Annotated in this window: 18 protein-coding genes; 9 read left to right on the top strand and 9 right to left on the bottom strand. The window is 57.5% G+C overall.

The genetic code is table 11. From position 1 onward, the window contains the following. Window positions 1-68: 68 nt before the first annotated feature. Window positions 69-1,982 (top strand): N,N-dimethylformamidase beta subunit family domain-containing protein, encoded by a 1,914-nt coding sequence (locus DHN10_RS08400; RefSeq protein WP_108814866.1) that lies wholly within the window; start codon window positions 69-71, stop codon window positions 1,980-1,982. Between the two features lie 74 nt (window positions 1,983-2,056). On the opposite strand, the gene DHN10_RS08405 is transcribed toward DHN10_RS08400, so the two are convergent. The 5 genes from DHN10_RS08405 to alr all read right to left on the bottom strand — a co-directional run bounded on the left by DHN10_RS08405 (window position 2,057) and on the right by alr (window position 6,395). Next, window positions 2,057-2,620, bottom strand: coding sequence for a CvpA family protein (locus DHN10_RS08405; RefSeq protein ID WP_108814867.1), 564 nt, complete (start codon window positions 2,618-2,620; stop codon window positions 2,057-2,059). Window positions 2,621-2,641: 21 nt separating this feature from the next. Continuing rightward, the gene (gene radA / locus DHN10_RS08410; RefSeq protein ID WP_108815150.1) at window positions 2,642-4,006 is read right to left on the bottom strand and encodes a DNA repair protein RadA; all 1,365 of its coding nucleotides are present in this window, start codon (window positions 4,004-4,006) and stop codon (window positions 2,642-2,644) included. 80 nt (window positions 4,007-4,086) lie between these two features. Beyond that, the gene (gene aqpZ / locus DHN10_RS08415; RefSeq protein WP_108814868.1) at window positions 4,087-4,767 is read right to left on the bottom strand and encodes an aquaporin Z; all 681 of its coding nucleotides are present in this window, start codon (window positions 4,765-4,767) and stop codon (window positions 4,087-4,089) included. Between the two features lie 78 nt (window positions 4,768-4,845). Continuing rightward, entirely contained in the window at window positions 4,846-5,301 is a 456-nt protein-coding gene (locus DHN10_RS08420) for a paraquat-inducible protein A (RefSeq protein ID WP_108814869.1), read from the bottom strand. Between the two features lie 56 nt (window positions 5,302-5,357). Next, on the bottom strand, window positions 5,358-6,395 hold the full coding sequence (gene alr, locus DHN10_RS08425; RefSeq protein ID WP_108814870.1) for an alanine racemase: 1,038 nt from the start codon (window positions 6,393-6,395) through the stop codon (window positions 5,358-5,360). Between the two features lie 120 nt (window positions 6,396-6,515). On the opposite strand from alr, the gene DHN10_RS08430 reads away from it, so the two are divergent. Next, window positions 6,516-7,679 (top strand): sterol desaturase family protein, encoded by a 1,164-nt coding sequence (locus DHN10_RS08430; RefSeq protein ID WP_234417082.1) that lies wholly within the window; start codon window positions 6,516-6,518, stop codon window positions 7,677-7,679. A gap of 678 nt (window positions 7,680-8,357) precedes the next feature. Here DHN10_RS08430 and DHN10_RS08440 read toward each other — a convergent pair. The 3 genes from DHN10_RS08440 to pyrC form a co-directional block, all read right to left on the bottom strand. Continuing rightward, window positions 8,358-9,845: a replicative DNA helicase gene (locus tag DHN10_RS08440; protein WP_108814873.1), complete on the bottom strand. Its 1,488-nt coding sequence runs from the start codon at window positions 9,843-9,845 to the stop codon at window positions 8,358-8,360. Window positions 9,846-10,061: 216 nt separating this feature from the next. Continuing rightward, complete coding sequence (locus tag DHN10_RS08445) at window positions 10,062-10,730, bottom strand: orotate phosphoribosyltransferase (RefSeq protein ID WP_108814874.1); 669 nt, start codon at window positions 10,728-10,730, stop codon at window positions 10,062-10,064. Window positions 10,731-10,785: 55 nt separating this feature from the next. Beyond that, a complete protein-coding gene (gene pyrC / locus DHN10_RS08450; RefSeq protein ID WP_108814875.1) occupies window positions 10,786-11,838 on the bottom strand; it encodes a dihydroorotase in 1,053 nt (350 codons plus the stop codon). A 115-nt stretch (window positions 11,839-11,953) separates the two neighbouring features. Here pyrC and DHN10_RS08455 point away from each other — a divergent pair, with 115 nt between their 5' ends. Together DHN10_RS08455 and DHN10_RS08460 are read left to right on the top strand one after the other, a co-directional pair. Next, window positions 11,954-12,238 carry a hypothetical protein gene (locus DHN10_RS08455; protein WP_108814876.1) on the top strand — a complete coding sequence of 95 codons (285 nt, stop codon included), beginning with the start codon at window positions 11,954-11,956 and terminating at the stop codon, window positions 12,236-12,238. A 118-nt stretch (window positions 12,239-12,356) separates the two neighbouring features. Next, window positions 12,357-12,578: a DUF1127 domain-containing protein gene (locus tag DHN10_RS08460; RefSeq protein WP_108814877.1), complete on the top strand. Its 222-nt coding sequence runs from the start codon at window positions 12,357-12,359 to the stop codon at window positions 12,576-12,578. Window positions 12,579-12,600: 22 nt separating this feature from the next. Here DHN10_RS08460 and DHN10_RS08465 read toward each other — a convergent pair whose 3' ends face one another. Beyond that, complete coding sequence (locus tag DHN10_RS08465; protein ID WP_108814878.1) at window positions 12,601-13,824, bottom strand: acyl-CoA dehydrogenase; 1,224 nt, start codon at window positions 13,822-13,824, stop codon at window positions 12,601-12,603. Between the two features lie 111 nt (window positions 13,825-13,935). On the opposite strand from DHN10_RS08465, the gene DHN10_RS08470 reads away from it, so the two are divergent. The 5 genes from DHN10_RS08470 (at window position 13,936) to DHN10_RS08490 (ending at window position 18,766) form a co-directional block, all read left to right on the top strand. Next, window positions 13,936-14,841, top strand: coding sequence for an AAA family ATPase (locus DHN10_RS08470; protein WP_108814879.1), 906 nt, complete (start codon window positions 13,936-13,938; stop codon window positions 14,839-14,841). Between the two features lie 72 nt (window positions 14,842-14,913). Then, complete coding sequence (locus DHN10_RS08475; protein WP_108814880.1) at window positions 14,914-16,170, top strand: vWA domain-containing protein; 1,257 nt, start codon at window positions 14,914-14,916, stop codon at window positions 16,168-16,170. Between the two features lie 65 nt (window positions 16,171-16,235). Continuing rightward, window positions 16,236-17,210 (top strand): XdhC family protein, encoded by a 975-nt coding sequence (locus tag DHN10_RS08480; RefSeq protein WP_108814881.1) that lies wholly within the window; start codon window positions 16,236-16,238, stop codon window positions 17,208-17,210. After that, complete coding sequence (locus DHN10_RS08485; protein WP_108814882.1) at window positions 17,207-18,187, top strand: molybdopterin-binding protein; 981 nt, start codon at window positions 17,207-17,209, stop codon at window positions 18,185-18,187. Before DHN10_RS08480 ends, DHN10_RS08485 begins: the two co-directional genes overlap by 4 nt. Window positions 18,188-18,280: 93 nt before the next feature. After that, complete coding sequence (locus DHN10_RS08490; protein WP_108814883.1) at window positions 18,281-18,766, top strand: (2Fe-2S)-binding protein; 486 nt, start codon at window positions 18,281-18,283, stop codon at window positions 18,764-18,766. Window positions 18,767-18,771 lie beyond the last annotated feature (5 nt).

Here is an 18,771-nt window from a genome sequence, read left to right on the forward strand (position 1 = left end):
GTTTCTTGGATTTCCGCATTTGTGCTACGTTCCGCGCAATCATCGCCATTATTTTGCAGAGACCTGTTATGCCCGTTTCCGGATACGCGTCAGCCACCAGCGTGAAGGCGGGCGAAACACTGACATTCTACTTTGGCTTGGTTGACAGCAGACGCACCACACGGCTGACCACATTTATCATCGAAAATGTCGCGGATGCGACCGTGACGGGACGCTTTAACGCGACAGTCCGGGTGCAAGCCACTCCGGCGCAGGATGCTTGGAAAGGGTTTGGCTGGACGCCGACGCTGGCGTTTCAAGTGCCCGCGAATTGGCCCTCAGGCCTTTATCGCTTGATCTACATCAACGATGGGGTCACGCAAAACGTCCTGAGTTTCGTGGTTGCGCCTGACGCCGCACAGTCGTCTGCACGGACGTTGTTGCATGTCAGCTATCTGACACCCGCGGCCTATAATAACAGCGGCGGAAGGGGGTTCTATTCGCCGCGTGATGAAAACGATGCCGTGGACCGGGCGCGGAAGGTGTCATTTGACCGCCCATCGCTTTACCCAAGACTGGCCGAGGATGAGAGCCCTGATATCTATATCAACGAGGCAAAGCTGCTGAACTGGTTGCACGACGCAGATCAACCGATTGACTGCTGTTCAAGCATTGATCTGCACAGCGACCCTGCGTTGCTGTGTCATTATGATTGTCTGGTCCTTGCGTTTCACGATGAATACTGGACCAAAGCCATGCGCGATCATTGCGAGGCGTTTGTGCGAAACGGTGGCAATATCATCTGCCTGTCGGGCAACACATGTTATCGTCAGGTGCGCCTTGAGAATAACAATCGGACCGTTGTCTTCTACAAATACGCCCAACTTGACCCGATGCGGCATGAAAACCTTGATGAGGTCACTGTTGCCTGGACCGAACCACCCGTAAACCGACCGCAGAACCATTTGCTGGGGGTTGGGTTCACACAAGGGGCCTTTAGCCTTGCTGGGCGTGACAGGCGGCCTTACGACATCTGTTTTCCCGATCATTGGGTGTTTCAGGGCATCGATGCCCAACAAACAAGCCCATTCCTGTTTTATGAAACAGATGCTGCGGCCTATGTTGACGAAGATGACGGTTATCCACGTGTGACGGGTGAAGAAGGCACCCCTTTGAATACCACCATCTTGGCAAAGGCTGATTTGCGCCATTGGTTCAGCAAACCGGGGCGCGCGACCATGACGATTTTTTCGCGCAACGGTACCGTCTTTAATGCCGCAAACACGCATTGGATTGCAGCGCTGGGGTCCGATCCGGTGGTTGACCAAATCACCCGAAACGTCTTTGCGCGTCTGGCGCGGCCGGTGCCATGGAATTGGGAACACGTCGGCGAAGCCCGCAATGCAACCGCTATGGCCGCAACTGACGGCAAACTGTTTCTCTGCACATCGGAAAATGACCTTTGGCGCCGTTACCCCGTCGGGGCGCACGTCCCGTGGACAAAGATCGGGCATGCCAACCATGTCACGACAATGGCGTCAGCCGATGGCTATTTGTATTGTGTGACCTCGGACAATTTGCTTTGGGCGCGGCCGTTGTTGCAGGCCGATGCTGGCTGGCAAAGGCTGGGGCAGGGACCCGCAGCCGGAACAAAGGCAATCGCCGGTGCCAGTGGGATGATCTACGCCATTGATAGCAACGGCGCTTTGCACCGACGCACAGCACAAAGGCAAGCGGGCCCAACATTCACACAGATGCCGTGGATTGCGCCCAACCGTGATATCGTAGCGCTGACGACTTACAGTGATATCCTGTTTGCCGCGACGTCGACTAATCGACTACTGCGCACCAACCGCGATTTCATCTCTGAAAGCGATGACTGGCATGATCTTCACCACTGCAACTTTGCGATTGGATTGGCTGTCGTAGAGTGGATGCTTTACGTTGTGACATCCGAAAACGCGCTTTGGCGTATCGATCTGTCAGGGGTGCAACATCCGTAGACACGAACGGCAGTCACGCAAAACGAAAATCGCCCGCAACATTTGCGGGCGATCCAAGCTGAGTTTAGGATGAGTTACTGTGCAGGTGCGCCACAGTTGCCGACCAACTGCTGGTACTGCTCTGTGATCCAGCCCAGGGCCTGCTCTGGGTTTTGATCTTCGATCTGGCCAGTGAGCTGGGCAAAGACTTCGGCCGAGCGGCTATCGTCGATCATCGCGAATTGCTGGCTGGCAAAGATCGTGTCGTAGACAAAGAAAGCCACGGCGACCAGTAGGATGCCGCGCAGCACACCAAAGAAGAACCCAAGCGCCTGATCAACACCGCCAAGGGCAGAGCGCTGGACGACGCTGGAAAACAGCGGGGTAAAGATAGAGACAACAACCAAAGCCACAGCAAAGACTGCTGCGAAGGCCGCGATAATCGCCAATTCGCAGCTGTCGCCGATGAAATCGCCGATAACGGGGATTTGCCGGACAAGCGGTTCAACCTGATCAGCAAAGATGAATGCAACAACTGTCGCGCCAATCCAGCCGATGATCGCCATCGCTTCGCGGACAAAGCCACGGCTGTAGGCAAGAACGCCCGACAGCAATACGATGATAGCGACGCCAGCGTCGACGAGTGTGAAACCTTCCATGGTCCGTCTCCTGCGGTGGCGCTATCTTGCGCCAAAAACTTCTTCAACAAAACCAGCCAGATCGCGGGCTTGCCGCAGTTTCAGGCCGGACACACCCGGCGTTTTGGCCTGATGCGGTATGATCGCAGTTGTAAAACCAAGTTTCTGGGCTTCTTTCAATCTATTTTCTGTCTGAACCACAGGACGGAGCGCGCCCGACAGGCTGATTTCGCCGAAAACCACAGCCTCAGCGGGCAGAGCGGCGTCTTCCCGCGCAGAAACAAGGGCAGCAGCCACAGCAAGATCTGCACCCGGTTCAGAAATGCGCAAACCCCCTGCTACGTTGAGGTATACGTCCAATCCGGTGAAGGGCACACCACAACGGGATTCGAGCACCGCAAGGATCATCGCAAGCCTGCCACCGTCCCATCCAACCACGGATCGGCGCGGTTGGCTGTGTGGCGAAGGTGCCACAAGTGCTTGGATCTCGCAAAGCACTGGTCGCGACCCTTCGATGCCTGCAAAGACCACCGAACCCGGCGCAGGGTCGCCCCGTTCGGACAGAAACAGGGCCGAAGGATTCTTAACCTCGGCCAATCCTTTGCTGGTCATTTCAAAGACGCCGATTTCATCTGCCGGGCCAAAACGGTTCTTGACCGCGCGCAGAATGCGGAACTGATGTCCATGCTCGCCTTCGAAATAAAGCACCGTATCGACCATATGTTCTACGACACGAGGGCCCGCGATGGCACCTTCCTTGGTCACATGCCCGACCATGATCACCGCCATGCCGTTGCGCTTGGCAAATGTGGTCAGCTCATGTGCAGAGGACCGGACCTGAGACACGCTGCCTGGCGCGCTGTCCACATTGTCGGCCCACATTGTCTGGATGGAATCGATGATCGCGAGGTCAGGTTTTTCGGCCTCTAGCGTCGTGAGGATATCGCGCAGGTTCGTCTCTGACGCGAGCATGACAGGGCTTTTCTCTAGCCCTAACCGGCGCGCGCGCATTTGGACTTGGGCGTTTGATTCCTCGCCTGATATATAGATGACTTTCAGCCCGTTACGGGCAAATCTTGCAGCAGCTTGCAACAACAGGGTGGATTTCCCGATGCCCGGATCACCGCCGACCAACAGGGCAGAGGCCTTGACCAATCCGCCCCCCAACACCCGGTCCAATTCGCCGACGCCTGCGTTGGTGCGCGGTGGTTCCGCCTCTTGGGTATCAAGATCGGTCAGCGGGATGGATTTGCCCCGGATGGCACCAAGGGATTTTCCTTTGGGACCGCTGGACAACGCCTTGCTTTCGCTGATGGTGTTCCACGCCTGACACGCATCACATTGCCCCGACCATTTGCGAAAGGACGCGCCGCATTCAGAACAGGAAAAGGTAGGATCTTTGGCCATGTTCACCTTTTGGACCAAAAAGCGAACCGCGGCAATGGGGGATTGCCGGACCGCAAAAGGCATGCGACCCGGCAGCGCAATCAGGCCGCGTCGAGTGTCCCGGATTTGAACAGCAGTCCTGCTGCGACTGCGCCAACGATCGGTGCGACGACAAAGAGCCACAGCTGCGCGAGCGCCGTACCGCCCACAAAGAGCGCGGGACCGACGGATCGCGCAGGGTTCACCGAGACGCCAGTGACATTGATGCCAACCAGATGGATGACAACCAAGGCCAGACCAATCGCCAAACCGGCGAACTGCGCTGGTGCGCCAGCGCCTGTCGCGCCCAGAATAACAACCATGAAAAGGAAGGTCGCAACCACCTCAAACACAAATGCGGCGATCAGTGTGTATTCACCCAAATAACCCACACCCCAACCGTTCTGGCCCAGCCCGTTTTCGACCAGCGTATAGTCCGCCTTGCCGCTGGCAATCAGCAACAACACGCCTGCGGCCACGATGGCACCAGCGGTTTGGGCCACGATATAGCGGACCGCATCTTTCATCTGCATGCGCCCTGCGGCGACAGCGCCGAGGGATACAGCGGGGTTGATGTGACAGCCCGACACCGGGCCGATTCCATAGGCCATGCCGATCAGCGCCAGCCCAAAGGCGAAACTGATGCCAAAAAGGCCAATATCGCCGCCCGCGATGACGGCAGAGCCACAGCCCAGCAAAACAAGTGTGAATGTGCCGATAAACTCAGCGATTTCTTTTTTCATAGTTACTCTCCCTAAAGTTCAACGCCAATCAACCCGTTCGGGTGGCGGCGTGCCAAGGGGAATAACCGGCGAAAAACGTCAGCTTGGCGCAGACTCGGCCTTTGCTTTCGGCGTGAGTGCAGAAATCACGATAGAGCTGAGAATGCAGGCCGTGAACATATAAAGGCCCCAGCCGGTTTCCACTTTGCCAATGCCCACGCCCTTGAAAACAACAATGTAGAGCGCGATCAAAAAGACGTCAGCCATGGCCAGTTTTCCAATCCATGACAGAACTGGCAATGTCTTATCTTTTAGCAGGTCAAAATGAACCAGCGCGATGCCAATTGTCTTGAGGTAGGGCGCAAAGAGCGCAAAGGCAGTCACCAACAGGGCCAGCGCGATATCGCTTTCCCACAGTGCCTGCATACCAGAGATGACGCTGATCTCGCTCAGCCCAAAGATGGGCAGCAGTCCCGCACGCATCAATGGCGCGAACCAGGCAATGGGAAACAGGATAAGCAGGGCGAGATTAGCAAGGCGCAATATGTTAAGCATGAAAAACCTGAATTATTTCCATAGGTTAGATATGTCGCCCGCCCACTGGATCAAGTCTATTTGCCAAAAGTCTTACGACCATAGCGTCCACCCAACTGTGTGAGAACCTCATAGCCGATGGTGTTTGCAGCCCGCGCCAGATCATCCACCGATTGCTGCGGCCCGATCAGGGTCAGCTTGCTTGGGGGTTCGGGCAGGTCAGTGACATCAATCGTCAGCAGGTCCATCGAAACACGGCCCACAAGCGGGCAGACGGTGGCGCCGTGATATAGTTTCGCCCGGTCTGACAGGATACGCATGACCCCATCCGCATAGCCGCCCGACACAGTTGCAATCCGGGACGGCCGCGTGGCCTGCCATGCGTTGCCATAGCCAACCACTTCGCCTTCGGCCACGTCGCGGACCTGGATCACGGGCAGATCAAGTTCCACCACCGCGGCAGCCTTTTCAAACGGGAAACCACCGTACATGCCGATGCCGGGGCGGGTCAGGTCAAAGTGATACTCTGGCCCCAGCAAGATGCCGCCGGTGGCCGCCAATGAACGCGGTGCGCTGATTCCGTCGGTCATCTTGCGAAACTGCGCAAGCTGATAGGGGTTCATCGGGTGGTCCGGCTCATCCGCGCAGGCCAAATGCGACATCACCAGCCGTGGCTTTTGTGCCAATGCCAGTTCCGCCACCGCCGCCCATTCCTGTATTTCGAGCCCCAGACGGTTCATGCCGGTATCAAGTTGGATGCCAAAAGGGTGGTCAGGCAGAGTTTCCAGATGGTGGGTCAATTGCTCGACCGAGTTGAGCATCGGCGTAAGACCCAATTCGCGGATCAGGTCAGTGTCACCCTTCATATGGCCGGAAAACACGCAAATCTCAGGCTTGGCGCCCAGTTCTTCGCGCACGGCAATGGCCTCTTCTGCCACAGCCACAAAGAACTGCCGCACCCCGGCTTTGAACAGGGCCTTGGCGACATTTGCAGCGCCCAGCCCATAACCGTCAGCCTTAACCACCGCAGCAGTCTTGCATTGCGTCATCGCGTCCAACGCGCGCCAATTGGCGACGAGGGCGTCTAGGTCAATAGTGAGGCGTCCGGTGCTCATGCCCCGCCTTTTGGCAGGGGTGCGTTGATGGGGCAAGAGATTTGCGCAACATCTTGGGTAGCTTTGGCACTCATGCCATTCTCTTGTCAGATTTCTCGGAGTAGTCTGGGGCGGTAATTCATGAGGTGCGCCGTGGGCATTTTGAAGAAAGTTGTCACTCAGTTGGAAACCCCCCGCGATGAGCGGCCCTTGGGCAGTGGCTGGCTGTCGGGGGCATTGGCGCTTTTGGCGTCACTGGCGGGTCTGCTGATCGTGTTGTTGCGCTGGTTCCCTGAAACACTGTCCTATCCCGAGATTGCGTTTATTCAGGACAGCGGTGTGGTGACGGCGTTCCTGCGCTTTACCTTGCTGGCCGGTTACGCGCTGTCCTTGCTCAGCCTGATCCTGAGCGCGCGCAAATCGCTTGGCTGGACGGCATTGGCGGTGTCCGTGGTGGCATCTTTGATGGCCACGACCCAACCACAATTCGGGTCTGAGGCGCCGCAGAGTTTCTACTTTGGCCTTGATTACTTCATTATCAATGTCCTGATCGTAGGGTTCCTCTTTGTCCCGTTAGAGCGCTTTTTCCCCGCCCGCGCTGAGCAAACCGTGTTCCGGCAGGAATGGCAGGAGGATATGTTTTATTACCTCGTCAGCTCTATGCTGGTGCAGGTGCTGGGTTTTATAACGCTGGCCCCGTCCAACTATGTCAACGCGCAAATCCCGTTGGATGATCTGCGCATCTATGTCGTCACGCTGCCGTTCTTTGTGCAGGTGATCATCATCATGATGGCCACGGATTTCGTGCAATATTGGGTGCATCGGGCGTTTCATACTTATCCAGTGCTATGGCGGTTCCACTCGATCCACCATTCCACCAAGAAAATGGATTGGCTCGCGGGGGCACGGATGCATTTCGTGGAAATTGCGGTGCTGCGCAGTCTGACGGCAGTGCCGATGTTCACGCTGGGGTTCAAGCCCGAGGCAATTCAAGCCTATCTGCTGATCGTGTATTTCTACTCCAGCTTAATCCACGCCAATATCGGCTGGAAGCTGGGGTTTTTGGAGCGGTTTTTTGTCACCCCGCGCTTTCACCACTGGCATCACGGGTCGGACCGGGCGGCGATTGATATCAACTACGCCAGTCATTTTCCGATCTATGATTGGCTGTTTGGCACGCACCACCTGCCCGAAAAGGAATGGCCAGAGGCCTACGGCGTGGTTGGTGACACGGTTCCCAAAGGGTACTGGAAGCAGTTCGTGCATCCGTTCCTGAAAGACAAACCCAAAGAACCGGCAGAATAGAGCGGCGCGAACCCCGCCTCAATCCCGTCGATCCGCATGGAACGCCCTCCAATGGCCTACTGGATAGCCTATTGGCGTCACTCCACGCCAAGGGAGGATTGGGAATGCTGATGTTGGGCGAAAGGGGAGTGAGTAGTGATACTTAAACAATGCAAAGCGATACGAACGCCTGAGTGGAATGCCGCCGATGTCTGCTGTGAGGCCAAACCTACCAAGCGCAATCTTGAGAACCCGAATGAATATCATGTTTGATTTTCAAACGATGCAAACACGAAGTACTGAATCACTATGAGATGGATGCTAGTTCTTTTTGGTCTGGTGCTGATTTTCTCTGGGCCGAGGCTTGGGGAAGTTTTCCAGTGCTATTGGGGGTTCTACGAAGTATTTGGTGAGGTACCGTCGTCCGTAATTTGTGAAAGCCCTGCGGGGGTGGAATTTAAGTTTGTTGCCCCATTTGAGGTCGCAGGTGCCGTACTTTGCGCCATTGGTATTTGGTTAACCAAGGGGCCACGGGAAATTGCTTAGATCAATTTGCGAATGGCAACTAAGTCCGCCAAGCGGCCGCAAACCAAGCCCCGACAATCACGACCAGTTGGCAATCATAGTTAACAAATCCCTAACCCTCCGCACGTTTTCCCTGCGGGGAAGGGTGTGGTCAGGTTCGGGTATCAGCCCGCATTAAAACTCCTGATCGTCGCCTTGCTGCCAGGGCTTCACCAGATTTCCAAATCGGGTGAATTCGGCCGTGAACGACAGCTCCACCGTGCCAATCGGGCCGTGACGCTGCTTGCCGACGATCACTTCAGCCTTGCCATGCAGGCTCGACATCTTTTCCTGCCAGGCGGCGATGGCTTCCATGTTGTGGTCTTCAGGCTTTTCACGTTCGACATAGTATTCACCGCGATAGACGAACATGACCACATCGGCGTCCTGCTCGATCGACCCGGATTCGCGCAAGTCCGACAGTTGCGGGCGCTTGTCTTCGCGGTTTTCAACCTGACGCGACAGCTGAGACAGGGCGATGACCGGGATGTTGAGTTCCTTGGCGATGGCCTTGAGCCCCATCGAAATCTCGCCAATTTCCTGCACCCTGTTTTCAGAGGTCCCGCGCACCAGTTGCAGATAATCCACGATCAGCACATCCAGCCCATGGGTCCGCTTCAGACGGCGGGCGCGGGCGGCCAGTTGCGAGATCGGGATCGCGGCTGTGTCATCAATATAAAGCGGGCAGGATTCAAGCTGCTTGGCGGCATCAACAAATTTCCGGAACTCGGGTTCGGTCATGTCCCCTTGGCGGATCTTATGGGAAGAAATCTCGGACGCTTCGGCAAGGATACGGCCCGCCAACTGCTCTGCGCTCATCTCAAGCGAGAAGAAACCGACGACGCCACCATCCACAGCCCCTTCACTGCCGTCCTGCAACTGGCCTTTGCGATAGGCCTTCGCCACGTTGAACGCGATATTGGTAGCAAGCGATGTCTTCCCCATCGACGGACGTCCGGCAAGGATCAGCAGGTCAGACTTGTGCAGGCCGCCCAGTTTCTTATCCATATCCGTCAGACCGGTCGATACACCAGCCAATCCGCCATCGCGCTGATAGGCCGTATTAGCAACATTCACGGCCTCGGTCACAGCGGCCAGAAACGATTGGAACCCTTTCTCGGACACGCCCTGTTCGGCAAGCGAATAAAGCGCCTGCTCGGCTTCGACGATCTGCTCTCTTGGTTCGTGCTCAACATCCACCTTTGCGGCCTTGTCGGTGATGTCACGGCCCAGTTTGATCAACTCGCGCCGGGTCGCCAGATCATAGATCATCTGGGCATAATCACGGGCGGCAAAAGCAGAAATCGCAGCACCAGCCAGACGGGCCAGATAAGGCGGACCGCCCAGTTCCTTCAGACCCTCATCTTCCTCCATGAAGGTTTTGAGCGTGACAGGGCTGGCCAGCATGTTGCGGCCAATGCGTGAGGCGGCGGTTTCAAAAATACGGGCATGCACAGGATCATAGAAATGCTTGGGGCCGATGATCGAGGCCACACGGTCAAACACATCGTTGTTGGTCAGAATAGCGCCCAATAGCTGCTGTTCTGCCTCAATCGAATGCGGCATCAGATCAGCGCCAGCTTCTTCGACACCTGTTGCGTTAAATGCTGCAATCTCGTTCATGTCTCACCCTCTTAATCCCTCCCGTTCTCCTATCAGCAGGCCCGCGGCACTGACCATCTGGAAATGATCGGGGATATCCGGCGGGATAACTCTGTGGACAACAAGAGGCAGGGGTTTATCCTACCGCAAATAGTGGCAGCGTGCAAAGAAAACACAACATAGGCGAAACGCCCAACGATTCTCAGCGCACATTGTGCAAAGCCAGTGGATAAGTTTTTAGGCCGGGGTCCAGCCAGCAGGGTCATTGAGATAGGCCTCAACCGCTGCCAAGGTCGCCGGATCGTAGGCTTCGCGCGCCTTGGCCTCGGCCAGCACATCCCACCATGTACACAGCGAAATCAACTGCACACCATGATCGCCCAGCGTCTTCTCCACGCCGTCAAAGATGCCGTAGTAAAAGATCACAGCCGTCGCGCTACAACTCGCCCCGGTCTCGCGGATCGCATCCACAAAAGACAGCTTTGATCCGCCATCGGTGGTCAGATCCTCAACCAGCAAGACCCGCTGCCCTTCGGTCATCACACCTTCGATGCGGGCATTGCGGCCATAGCCTTTGGGTTTCTTGCGCACATAGGTCATCGGCAGGGCCAGACGTTCGGCCACCAATGCGCCAAAGGGAATGCCTGCGGTTTCACCACCGGCCACATTGTCAAAAGCCTCAAACCCAGCTTCACGCATCACCGTCACAGACAAGAAATCCATCACAGTTGCCCGCACACGTGGGAAAGAAATCAGCTTGCGGCAATCCACGTAAGTCGGGGCCTGTTTGCCAGAGGCCAGCGTGAAGGGCTCTTTGGCATTGAAATTCACCGCGCCGATTTCGATCAGCATACCGGCGGTCAGCCGTGCAATTTCTTCTTTTGCCGGAAAGGAGGTGGGGATCATGAGGTCGTCCTGTCTTCTTTTGTTCTTAAATATCTCCGCCGGAGGCTCCGACGTTTCAGCAGGTTACACGCCAATGAAGGTCGAAACCGGGGTCAAATACCGTCACCGGACCGTCAGCGGTTTCAATCTGTGTGGGATAGCTGACCGGATCACCTTTAGTCAGCGTGATTGTCTGTTCGCTCACCGGTAGCCCGTAGAACTTTGGCCCATTGCGCGAGGCAAAGTCTTCCAGCTTGCTGATACGCGCTGCGGCGTCAAACACCTCTGCCAGACAAGACATGGTATTCGTCGCGGTAAAGATACCTGCACAACCACAGGCCTGCAGCTTCAGCGGATCAATGTGCGGCGCGCTGTCAGTGCCCAAAAAGAACCGTTTGTCACCGGACACCGCCGCCTGCACAAGCGCCACGCGATGGGTGTCACGTTTGGCCACAGGCAAGCAGTAGAAATGCGGTTTGATTCCACCCGCAAGGACATGGTTGCGGTTGATGATCAGGTGATGGGTGGTGATAGTGGCGGCTAGGTTTTTGACGCTGTCGCGGACATAATCAACAGCATCCTGCGTTGTCACATGCTCCATCACGATTTTAAGGTCGGGCACCTTCTTGCGCAGCGGCTTGAGGACCTTGTCGATAAACACTGCCTCGCGGTCAAAGATGTCTATGGCACTGTCGGTGACTTCGCCGTGGACGCACAAAGGCATGCCAATTTCGGCCATCACTTCCAAAACAGGGCGCACCTTTTCAAAGTCGCGCACGCCAGAGGCGGAATTGGTCGTGGCCCCTGCTGGGTATAGTTTCACTGCCGTGGCAATGCCCGCCTCATGTGCGTGGCGCACATCAGCAGGGTCCGTGGCTTCGGTCAGATAGAGCGTCATTAGCGGTTCAAACTGCCCGCCCGGAGGCATCGCATTCATGATCCGCTCCCGATAGGCCTTTGCCTGCTCGGCCGTCACCACGGGTGGGACAAGATTGGGCATTATGATCGCCCGCCCGAAATGACGCGTGGTTTCGGGCAGCACCGCTTGCAGCATTGCCCCGTCACGCAGGTGCAGATGCCAATCGTCAGGGCGGGGAATGGTCAGGCTTGTTACATGTCTATCAGGCATGTTTCCCGGTTACACCGTCGCGCGCGCGGATGCCATAGCCCATGTGATAGCACTTGCAGGTCCGGCGTTGATTTCGGATAGTCCGCCCACTGGGACCATGAAGAGGAGTTTGCCAATGCTAGGGTTTCTGATCGCCGCCGCTGCCGGATTTCTGACACCACAGATTGAAAGCGCCCTGGCGAAACCCATCATGAGCGCGCTTGAAAAGCATATCCCGGTCACACCCAATGAGACCCGCGCCATTGCTTTCATGGTGGCCCTGCTTGGCGCCGCCATCCTTGTTGCGCTGGTTGACAGCGGATCGGTCTTTGGCGTGATCGTTGGCGCAATTCTGGGCTATTTTGGGTTGCGCATCTTCAATGTGATCAAAGGCGTGATCGAAGGGCGCAGCGACGGCTAACACAGGATTTCTGGCTATGCGACGCGTGCAATGCGGCAATGCAGCATTGGCGCTTCTCGTTGTTTTTGTAAGGCCTATATAGGCAGCAACAACAGATTATCGCATCAGGAATACAACCATGGCCTTCTACACCAATACTGTCACATCTCGTCCCGCAGCCTCTGGCCCAATGGCCTTTTTCAGCGCGGTTGCCACCTTCGTTGAAAACCTGACTGACGCGCGCAGCCGCTCTGTCGAAGTTGCGCGCATGCAACATCTCTCGGATCGCGAGCTGGCCAACATCGGTGTCTCACGCGAAAGCATCGTGCGCTGCGTCTACGGCGACATCTACAACTGCTGATCCGGCTTGCGCAAATGCGGGGTTAGAAGAACGCCTGCAACCCTGTTTGCGCACGCCCTAGGATCAGCGCATGCACATCATGCGTGCCCTCATATGTGTTCACCGTTTCAAGGTTGACCATATGGCGCATGATCTGGAACTCTTCGCTGATCCCGTTGCCGCCATGCATATCGCGCGACACCCGCGCGATATCGAGCGCCTTGCCACAGTTGTTCCGTTTCATCAGGCTGATCATCTCAGGCGCGGCCTGCCCCTGATCCATTAGACGACCCAATTGCAAGGCTGATTGCAGCCCCAATGTGATCTCGGTCTGCATATCCGCCAGCTTTTTCTGGAACAGCTGTGTTTGCGCCAATGGCTTGCCAAACTGCTTGCGGTCCAGCCCATACTGGCGGGCTGCGTGCCAGCAGGCCTCTGCCGCGCCCATGACACCCCATGCAATGCCATAACGCGCACGGTTCAGGCATCCAAATGGCCCCTTCAGGCCCTGCACACCGGGCAGCAGCGCATCTTCGCTGACTTCGACATTCTCCATCACGATCTCGCCGGTGACAGAGGCGCGCAAGCTTAGCTTGCCACCAATCTTGGGCGCGCTCAGCCCCTTGGTGCCTTTTTCAAGCACAAAACCGCGTATCTCGCCGCCATGCGCCTCGGATTTGGCCCAGACAACAAAGACATCGGCGATGGGTGCATTGCTGATCCACATCTTTGAACCATTCAGCACATAGCCCGCATTGGTCTTTTTGGCAGTTGTTTTCATACCCGCAGGATCACTGCCCGCGTCAGGCTCGGTCAGGCCAAAGCAACCGATCAAGGTGCCCGCAGCCAATCCCGGCAGATATTTCTGGCGCTGCGCGTCAGAGCCATAAGCGTGGATCGGGTACATCACCAGCGAGGATTGCACCGACATCATCGACCGATACCCGCTGTCCACACGCTCAATCTCGCGGGCAACAAGACCGTAAGTGACGTAGGATGACCCAAGACCGCCGAATTCTTCTGGAATGGTGATGCCCAACAGTCCGGCCTCGCCCATCAAGGCAAAGACCTCTGGGTCAACAATTTCATCACGATAGGCGTCCGTCACACGTGGTTGCAGGGACGATTGGGCAAAGGCCGCTGCGGCATCGCGCAGCATACGTTCATCTTCGCTCAATTGCCCTTCAAGGCGGAGCGGGTCAGCCCAGTCAAACGGGCCAAGATCGGGGCCAAAGCCAGTGCCGGTGATCGGTGTGGAATCATTCATCGCAAATACTCCCTTCGCGCAAGGACCACGCTATGCGGTTGTGCAAGTAGGGGCAATGGATGGCTTGACGTGGGTGATACGGGATGCAGCTATAGCGGCGGAGGATGCCAGATGACATTTGCGACGATTGAAGAGGTGCAGGCAGGCTTGGCCGCGCAAGACTATGTGTGCGGGCGTGCCTTGGCCACGGTTGTGTTCCTAAGCCTCAAACTGGGCCGCCCGCTTTTCCTTGAAGGCGAGGCGGGCACCGGCAAAACCGAGATCGCCAAAGTGATCGCTGCCGCCCTGGGGCGCAGGTTGATCCGTCTGCAATGCTATGAAGGGCTTGATGCGTCTTCTGCGGTCTACGAATGGAACTTCGCTGAACAGATGATCGCCATTCGTGCAGCAGAGGCCGCAGGCGGCGCAGACCGCGACGCGCTCAAAACTGAGCTGTTCACCGAAGACTACCTGATCGCACGTCCGCTGCTAGAGGCAATGCGCCCGCAACCGGGCGGCGCGCCGGTCCTGCTGATCGACGAATTGGACCGCACAGATGCCCCGTTTGAAGCGTTCCTGCTTGAAGCACTTTCAGATTTTCAGGTTACCATCCCCGAATTGGGTACGGTCGCCGCACCCGAACCGCCCATCGTGATCCTCACATCCAACCGCACCCGCGAGGTGCATGACGCGCTCAAACGGCGCTGCCTTTATCATTGGGTGGACTATCCCGATTTTGACCGCGAGGTTGCAATCCTGCAAGCCCGCGCACCCGAAGCTGCCGCCGCGCTGTCGCGCGAAATCGTGGCCTTTGTCCAGCGATTGCGCGGTGAGGATCTGTTCAAGAAACCGGGCGTTGCCGAAACCATCGACTGGGCGAAATGCCTGCTTGCGCTTGATGTGATTAACCTCTCACCGGCCACGATTGCTGATACGTTGGGTGCGATCTTGAAATACCAAGACGATATCCAGAAACTGCAAGGGTCCGAGGCAAAACGCATTCTTGATGCCGCCAAGGGCGATCTGGAAACGGCCTGATGTCCCTTCTTTTGTTCAAAAATATCTCACAGGGGTCCGGGGATGTGAAATCCCCGGTCCGACGCTGCCGCTATGGTTAACTATCCTGAAATGGCAGTGCCGGACGATCCAAAACTGGCCCAGAACATCACCCATTTTGCCCGTGCGTTGCGCAAGGCAGGGCTGGCCGTCGGGCCGGGGCGTGTCATTGACGCCATTCACGCGGTCAAAGCTGTGGGCTTTACCAAAAAGGCGGACTTTTACTGGACGCTGCATGCCTGCTTTGTGAGTAAACCCGAAGACCGCCCGCTTTTTGCGCAACTCTTCCGCCTTTACTGGCGTGACCCACAGTATCTGGAACATATGATGTCGTTCCTGCGACCAGCGGTGCATGGGGTGCAGGAAGAACGCGCCGCCCAACCGGCTGAAAAACGCGCGGCCGAGGCGTTGCTAGATGGCGAGGACCGCCCCTTGCCACCGCAAGAGGACAAAGAAGATGAGGTTGAGATCGACTTTGATGCCTCTCAGACAACCTCAGCCCAAGAACACCTGCGCACGCTTGATTTTGAATTGATGAGCACATCCGAGATGGCAGCGGCCAAGCGCATGCTGGCCACCTTGTCCTTGCCTGTGCCCCCGATCCTCAGCCGCCGCACCCAAGGCGGTCATGGCCTGTTGCCTGATTGGCCGGGAACGATGCGGCAGGCCATGCGCCGGGGCGGTGAGGTTACGGATTTCGCCACCAAAAGACGGCGGCAGCGCTATCCCAATCTGGTGGTGCTTTGCGATATCTCGGGGTCGATGGCCAGTTATTCACGGGCCGTTTTGCACTTTGTGCATGCAGTGGCAAACCGCGAAGGGCAAGGCTGGGCGCAGGTGCATGCTTTTACCTTCGGCACGCGGCTGACGAATATCACCCGACACTTGCGGCAACGTGACGTAGATGCGGCATTGGCCGCCGCTGGGGCCGAGGCACAGGATTGGAAAGGCGGCACCCGCATCGGGGCTTGCCTGCACAGCTATAACCGTGACTGGTCGCGCCGGATGGCGGGGCAGGGTGCCGTTGTACTTTTGATCACAGATGGGCTCGACCGTGCCGACGATGGCCAGTTGGGCCACGAGATGGAGCGGCTGAACCTCAGCGCACGGCAATTGATCTGGTTGAACCCCTTGCTGCGCTGGGATGGCTTTGCGCCACGGGCGCGCGGGATCACGCAGATGCTGCCGCATTGTTCGAGCTTCCGGGCAGGTCATAACATCGCCTCACTGCAAGGCTTGGCTGACGCGCTGTCACGGCCAGATGACAACGGCGAAAAGACCCGCCTGCTGGCCATGCTGCGCGATGCATGAGAGCTTTTGCAAAACGCGCGTTCTGGACTACCTTGAAGTGATGGCATTGATGGGGGGATTTCCGCATGACTGATCAGATTACCGATTTACCCAAACTGGCGCTTGACTGGCACCGTGCCGGGCGGGGCGTTGTGGTGGCAACCGTGGTGCAGACCTGGGGGTCGGCCCCGCGTCCGGTGGGTAGCCAATTGGTGATTGATGCTGACGGCGCGATGGAAGGCTCTGTGTCGGGCGGCTGTGTCGAAGGGGCGGTGATCACGGAAGCATTGGATGCGGTTGCCGATGGCAAACACCGCGTGCTGGAATTTGGCGTCAGCGATGATGAGGCCTTTGCTGTGGGGTTGGCTTGCGGCGGTGAGATCAAGGTGCTGTTGGAGCCTGTTGGCCCGGTCCTGCCAGTCGAGTTGTTGGAAAAACTGGTTGAAGCCAGAGCGCAGAACATGCCCTTGGCCTATGTCACCGATCTGGAAACTGGCGGTCCCTGTTTGGTGCCCGCCCCTCACTATGCAGAGCGGTTCCGTCTGGACCGTTCTGGCGTGGAAGAGGATGGGCGGACCTTCGTGGCGATCCACAACCCGTCCCTACGCATGATCATCATCGGTGCTGTGCATATTGCCCAGCATCTGGTAGCGATAGCGCGCGCTTGCGGATATCAGCCCATCATTATCGACCCGCGCCCGGCTTTCGCCTCCGAGGCGCGGTTTCCCGGTGAGGTGATCTTGGATGAGTGGCCCGATGAGGCGCTGCGCGCCCTCAAGATTGATGCCCGCACGGCTGTTGTCACCCTGACCCATGACCCCAAACTTGATGACCCGGCAATTGTGACCGTGCTGGAATCGTCCGCTTTCTATCTGGGCTGTCTGGGGTCAAAACGTACCCATGCCAAGCGGGTCGAGCGTTTGGCAGCTGTTGGTTTTAGCGATGAAGACCTCGCCCGCATTCACGCCCCTGTGGGCCTTGATCTGGGTGGGCGACAACCAGCTGAGATTGCTGTGAGTGTCATGGCGCAAGTCACGCAAGTATTGCGGCAAGCCAAGTGAAATTTGGCCCTGTCCCCGTGAAAGCTGCCGTGGGTGCGGTGCTGGCCTATGCCGTGCCGGTGGCGACAGGGCGCTTGCGCAAGGGGCATGTTTTGCGGGCGGATGACATTGCCGCCCTGCACGATGCCGGTCTGCAAGAGGTCATGGTCGCGCGCTATGATCCCGGTGATCTGGACGAAGACATTGCCGCGGCTCGTCTGGCATCTGCACTTGCGGGGCCGGGGTTGCTGGTCTCCAATGCGGCCACGGGGCGGGTCAACCTTTTTGCCGAAGGGCCTGGGATTGCGCAGATCAATGCAGCCGCCATCAACGCCTTCAACGGGGTGAACCCGATGATCACAGTGGCGACCGTGCCACCGCACCACCGGGCGGATGCGGGCACGATGATCGCAACGATCAAGATCATTTCTTATGCCGTGCCAGAGAGCGACGTTGCCACAGCCTGCGCCTTGGCGACGGGCGCGCTTGGGTGTCGCGCGCCGCAATTCCAAACCGCGACGCTGATCGAAACCGAGATCGGCACGGAGCCGTCCCCCAAAGGCCGACAGGCGCTGCAAGGACGGCTGGACCGTTTTGGCGTCTCCCTTGGCCCGCGCGTGATTGTGTCGCATGCTGAGGATGCGCTGCGTGCTGCGATTGCGAAGGCTGCCGGCGAAGTGGTTTTCGTCCTCACCGCCTCTGCCACATCCGACGCCAATGACATAGGCCCCGCCGCGCTGCGCAAGGCTGGTGGCACGCTCACGCAATTTGGCATGCCGGTGGATCCCGGAAACCTGCTTTTCCTTGGCACGCTGGGGGAAAGGCCCGTGATTGGCTTGCCGGGCTGCGCGCGGTCACCCGCGCTTAACGGGGCGGATTGGGTGATCGAACGGGTGCTTTGCGGCGTGGCGCTGACGCCTGAAGACTTTGCACAGATGGGGGTGGGCGGGTTGCTCAAGGAAATCCCGACACGGCCAAAACCCCGCGCGGAGATCTGACCGACCGTGCAGCTGCAGCGTAAGTTATGTGTTCTCAACTGCGGTTCTGCGTGCTTAACTCAGCCCAAAGCATAACATTTCTGGGAGGAAGTAATGGCATCGGTAACTATGACCGTGAACGGGAAGTCCGTGTCAGGTGATGTGGAGGGCCGCACGCTGATGTCGGACTTCTTGCGCAATGACCTGCGGCTGACGGGCACACATATCGGCTGTGACACATCGCAATGTGGCGCCTGCGTCATTCATGTGAACGGGGAAGCGGTGAAATCCTGCACCATGTTCGCCGTTGAAGCAGATGGCGCAGAGGTTGCGACCATCGAGGGGCAGGCCAATACGGATGGGTCGCTCAATGTGATCCAACAGGCGTTTCAGGATCATCACGGATTGCAATGCGGTTTCTGTACACCGGGCATGGTGATGTCGGCAGCAGCCCTTCTCAAGGACAATCCCAAACCGACCGAAGGCGAGGTACGGGAATATCTGGAAGGCAATATCTGCCGCTGCACTGGCTATCATAACATCGTCAAGGCGATCATGGCCGCATCAGGACAGGATGTGAGCGCCGTCGCTGCCGAGTAAGCAAA

This window comes from Loktanella sp. Alg231-35, assembly GCF_900143545.1.
Taxonomy (GTDB): Bacteria; Pseudomonadota; Alphaproteobacteria; order Rhodobacterales; family Rhodobacteraceae; genus Yoonia.

Coding starts and splice junctions, on each gene's coding strand:
- DHN10_RS08400 (WP_108814866.1), top strand. CDS start 69: ATGCCCGTTTCCGGATACGCGTCAGCCACCAGCGTGAAGGCGGGCGAA.
- DHN10_RS08405 (WP_108814867.1), bottom strand. CDS start 2,620: ATGGAAGGTTTCACACTCGTCGACGCTGGCGTCGCTATCATCGTATTG.
- radA (WP_108815150.1), bottom strand. CDS start 4,006: ATGGCCAAAGATCCTACCTTTTCCTGTTCTGAATGCGGCGCGTCCTTT.
- aqpZ (WP_108814868.1), bottom strand. CDS start 4,767: ATGAAAAAAGAAATCGCTGAGTTTATCGGCACATTCACACTTGTTTTG.
- DHN10_RS08420 (WP_108814869.1), bottom strand. CDS start 5,301: ATGCTTAACATATTGCGCCTTGCTAATCTCGCCCTGCTTATCCTGTTT.
- alr (WP_108814870.1), bottom strand. CDS start 6,395: ATGAGCACCGGACGCCTCACTATTGACCTAGACGCCCTCGTCGCCAAT.
- DHN10_RS08430 (WP_234417082.1), top strand. CDS start 6,516: ATGAGGTGCGCCGTGGGCATTTTGAAGAAAGTTGTCACTCAGTTGGAA.
- DHN10_RS08440 (WP_108814873.1), bottom strand. CDS start 9,845: ATGAACGAGATTGCAGCATTTAACGCAACAGGTGTCGAAGAAGCTGGC.
- DHN10_RS08445 (WP_108814874.1), bottom strand. CDS start 10,730: ATGATCCCCACCTCCTTTCCGGCAAAAGAAGAAATTGCACGGCTGACC.
- pyrC (WP_108814875.1), bottom strand. CDS start 11,838: ATGCCTGATAGACATGTAACAAGCCTGACCATTCCCCGCCCTGACGAT.
- DHN10_RS08455 (WP_108814876.1), top strand. CDS start 11,954: ATGCTAGGGTTTCTGATCGCCGCCGCTGCCGGATTTCTGACACCACAG.
- DHN10_RS08460 (WP_108814877.1), top strand. CDS start 12,357: ATGGCCTTCTACACCAATACTGTCACATCTCGTCCCGCAGCCTCTGGC.
- DHN10_RS08465 (WP_108814878.1), bottom strand. CDS start 13,824: ATGAATGATTCCACACCGATCACCGGCACTGGCTTTGGCCCCGATCTT.
- DHN10_RS08470 (WP_108814879.1), top strand. CDS start 13,936: ATGACATTTGCGACGATTGAAGAGGTGCAGGCAGGCTTGGCCGCGCAA.
- DHN10_RS08475 (WP_108814880.1), top strand. CDS start 14,914: ATGGTTAACTATCCTGAAATGGCAGTGCCGGACGATCCAAAACTGGCC.
- DHN10_RS08480 (WP_108814881.1), top strand. CDS start 16,236: ATGACTGATCAGATTACCGATTTACCCAAACTGGCGCTTGACTGGCAC.
- DHN10_RS08490 (WP_108814883.1), top strand. CDS start 18,281: ATGGCATCGGTAACTATGACCGTGAACGGGAAGTCCGTGTCAGGTGAT.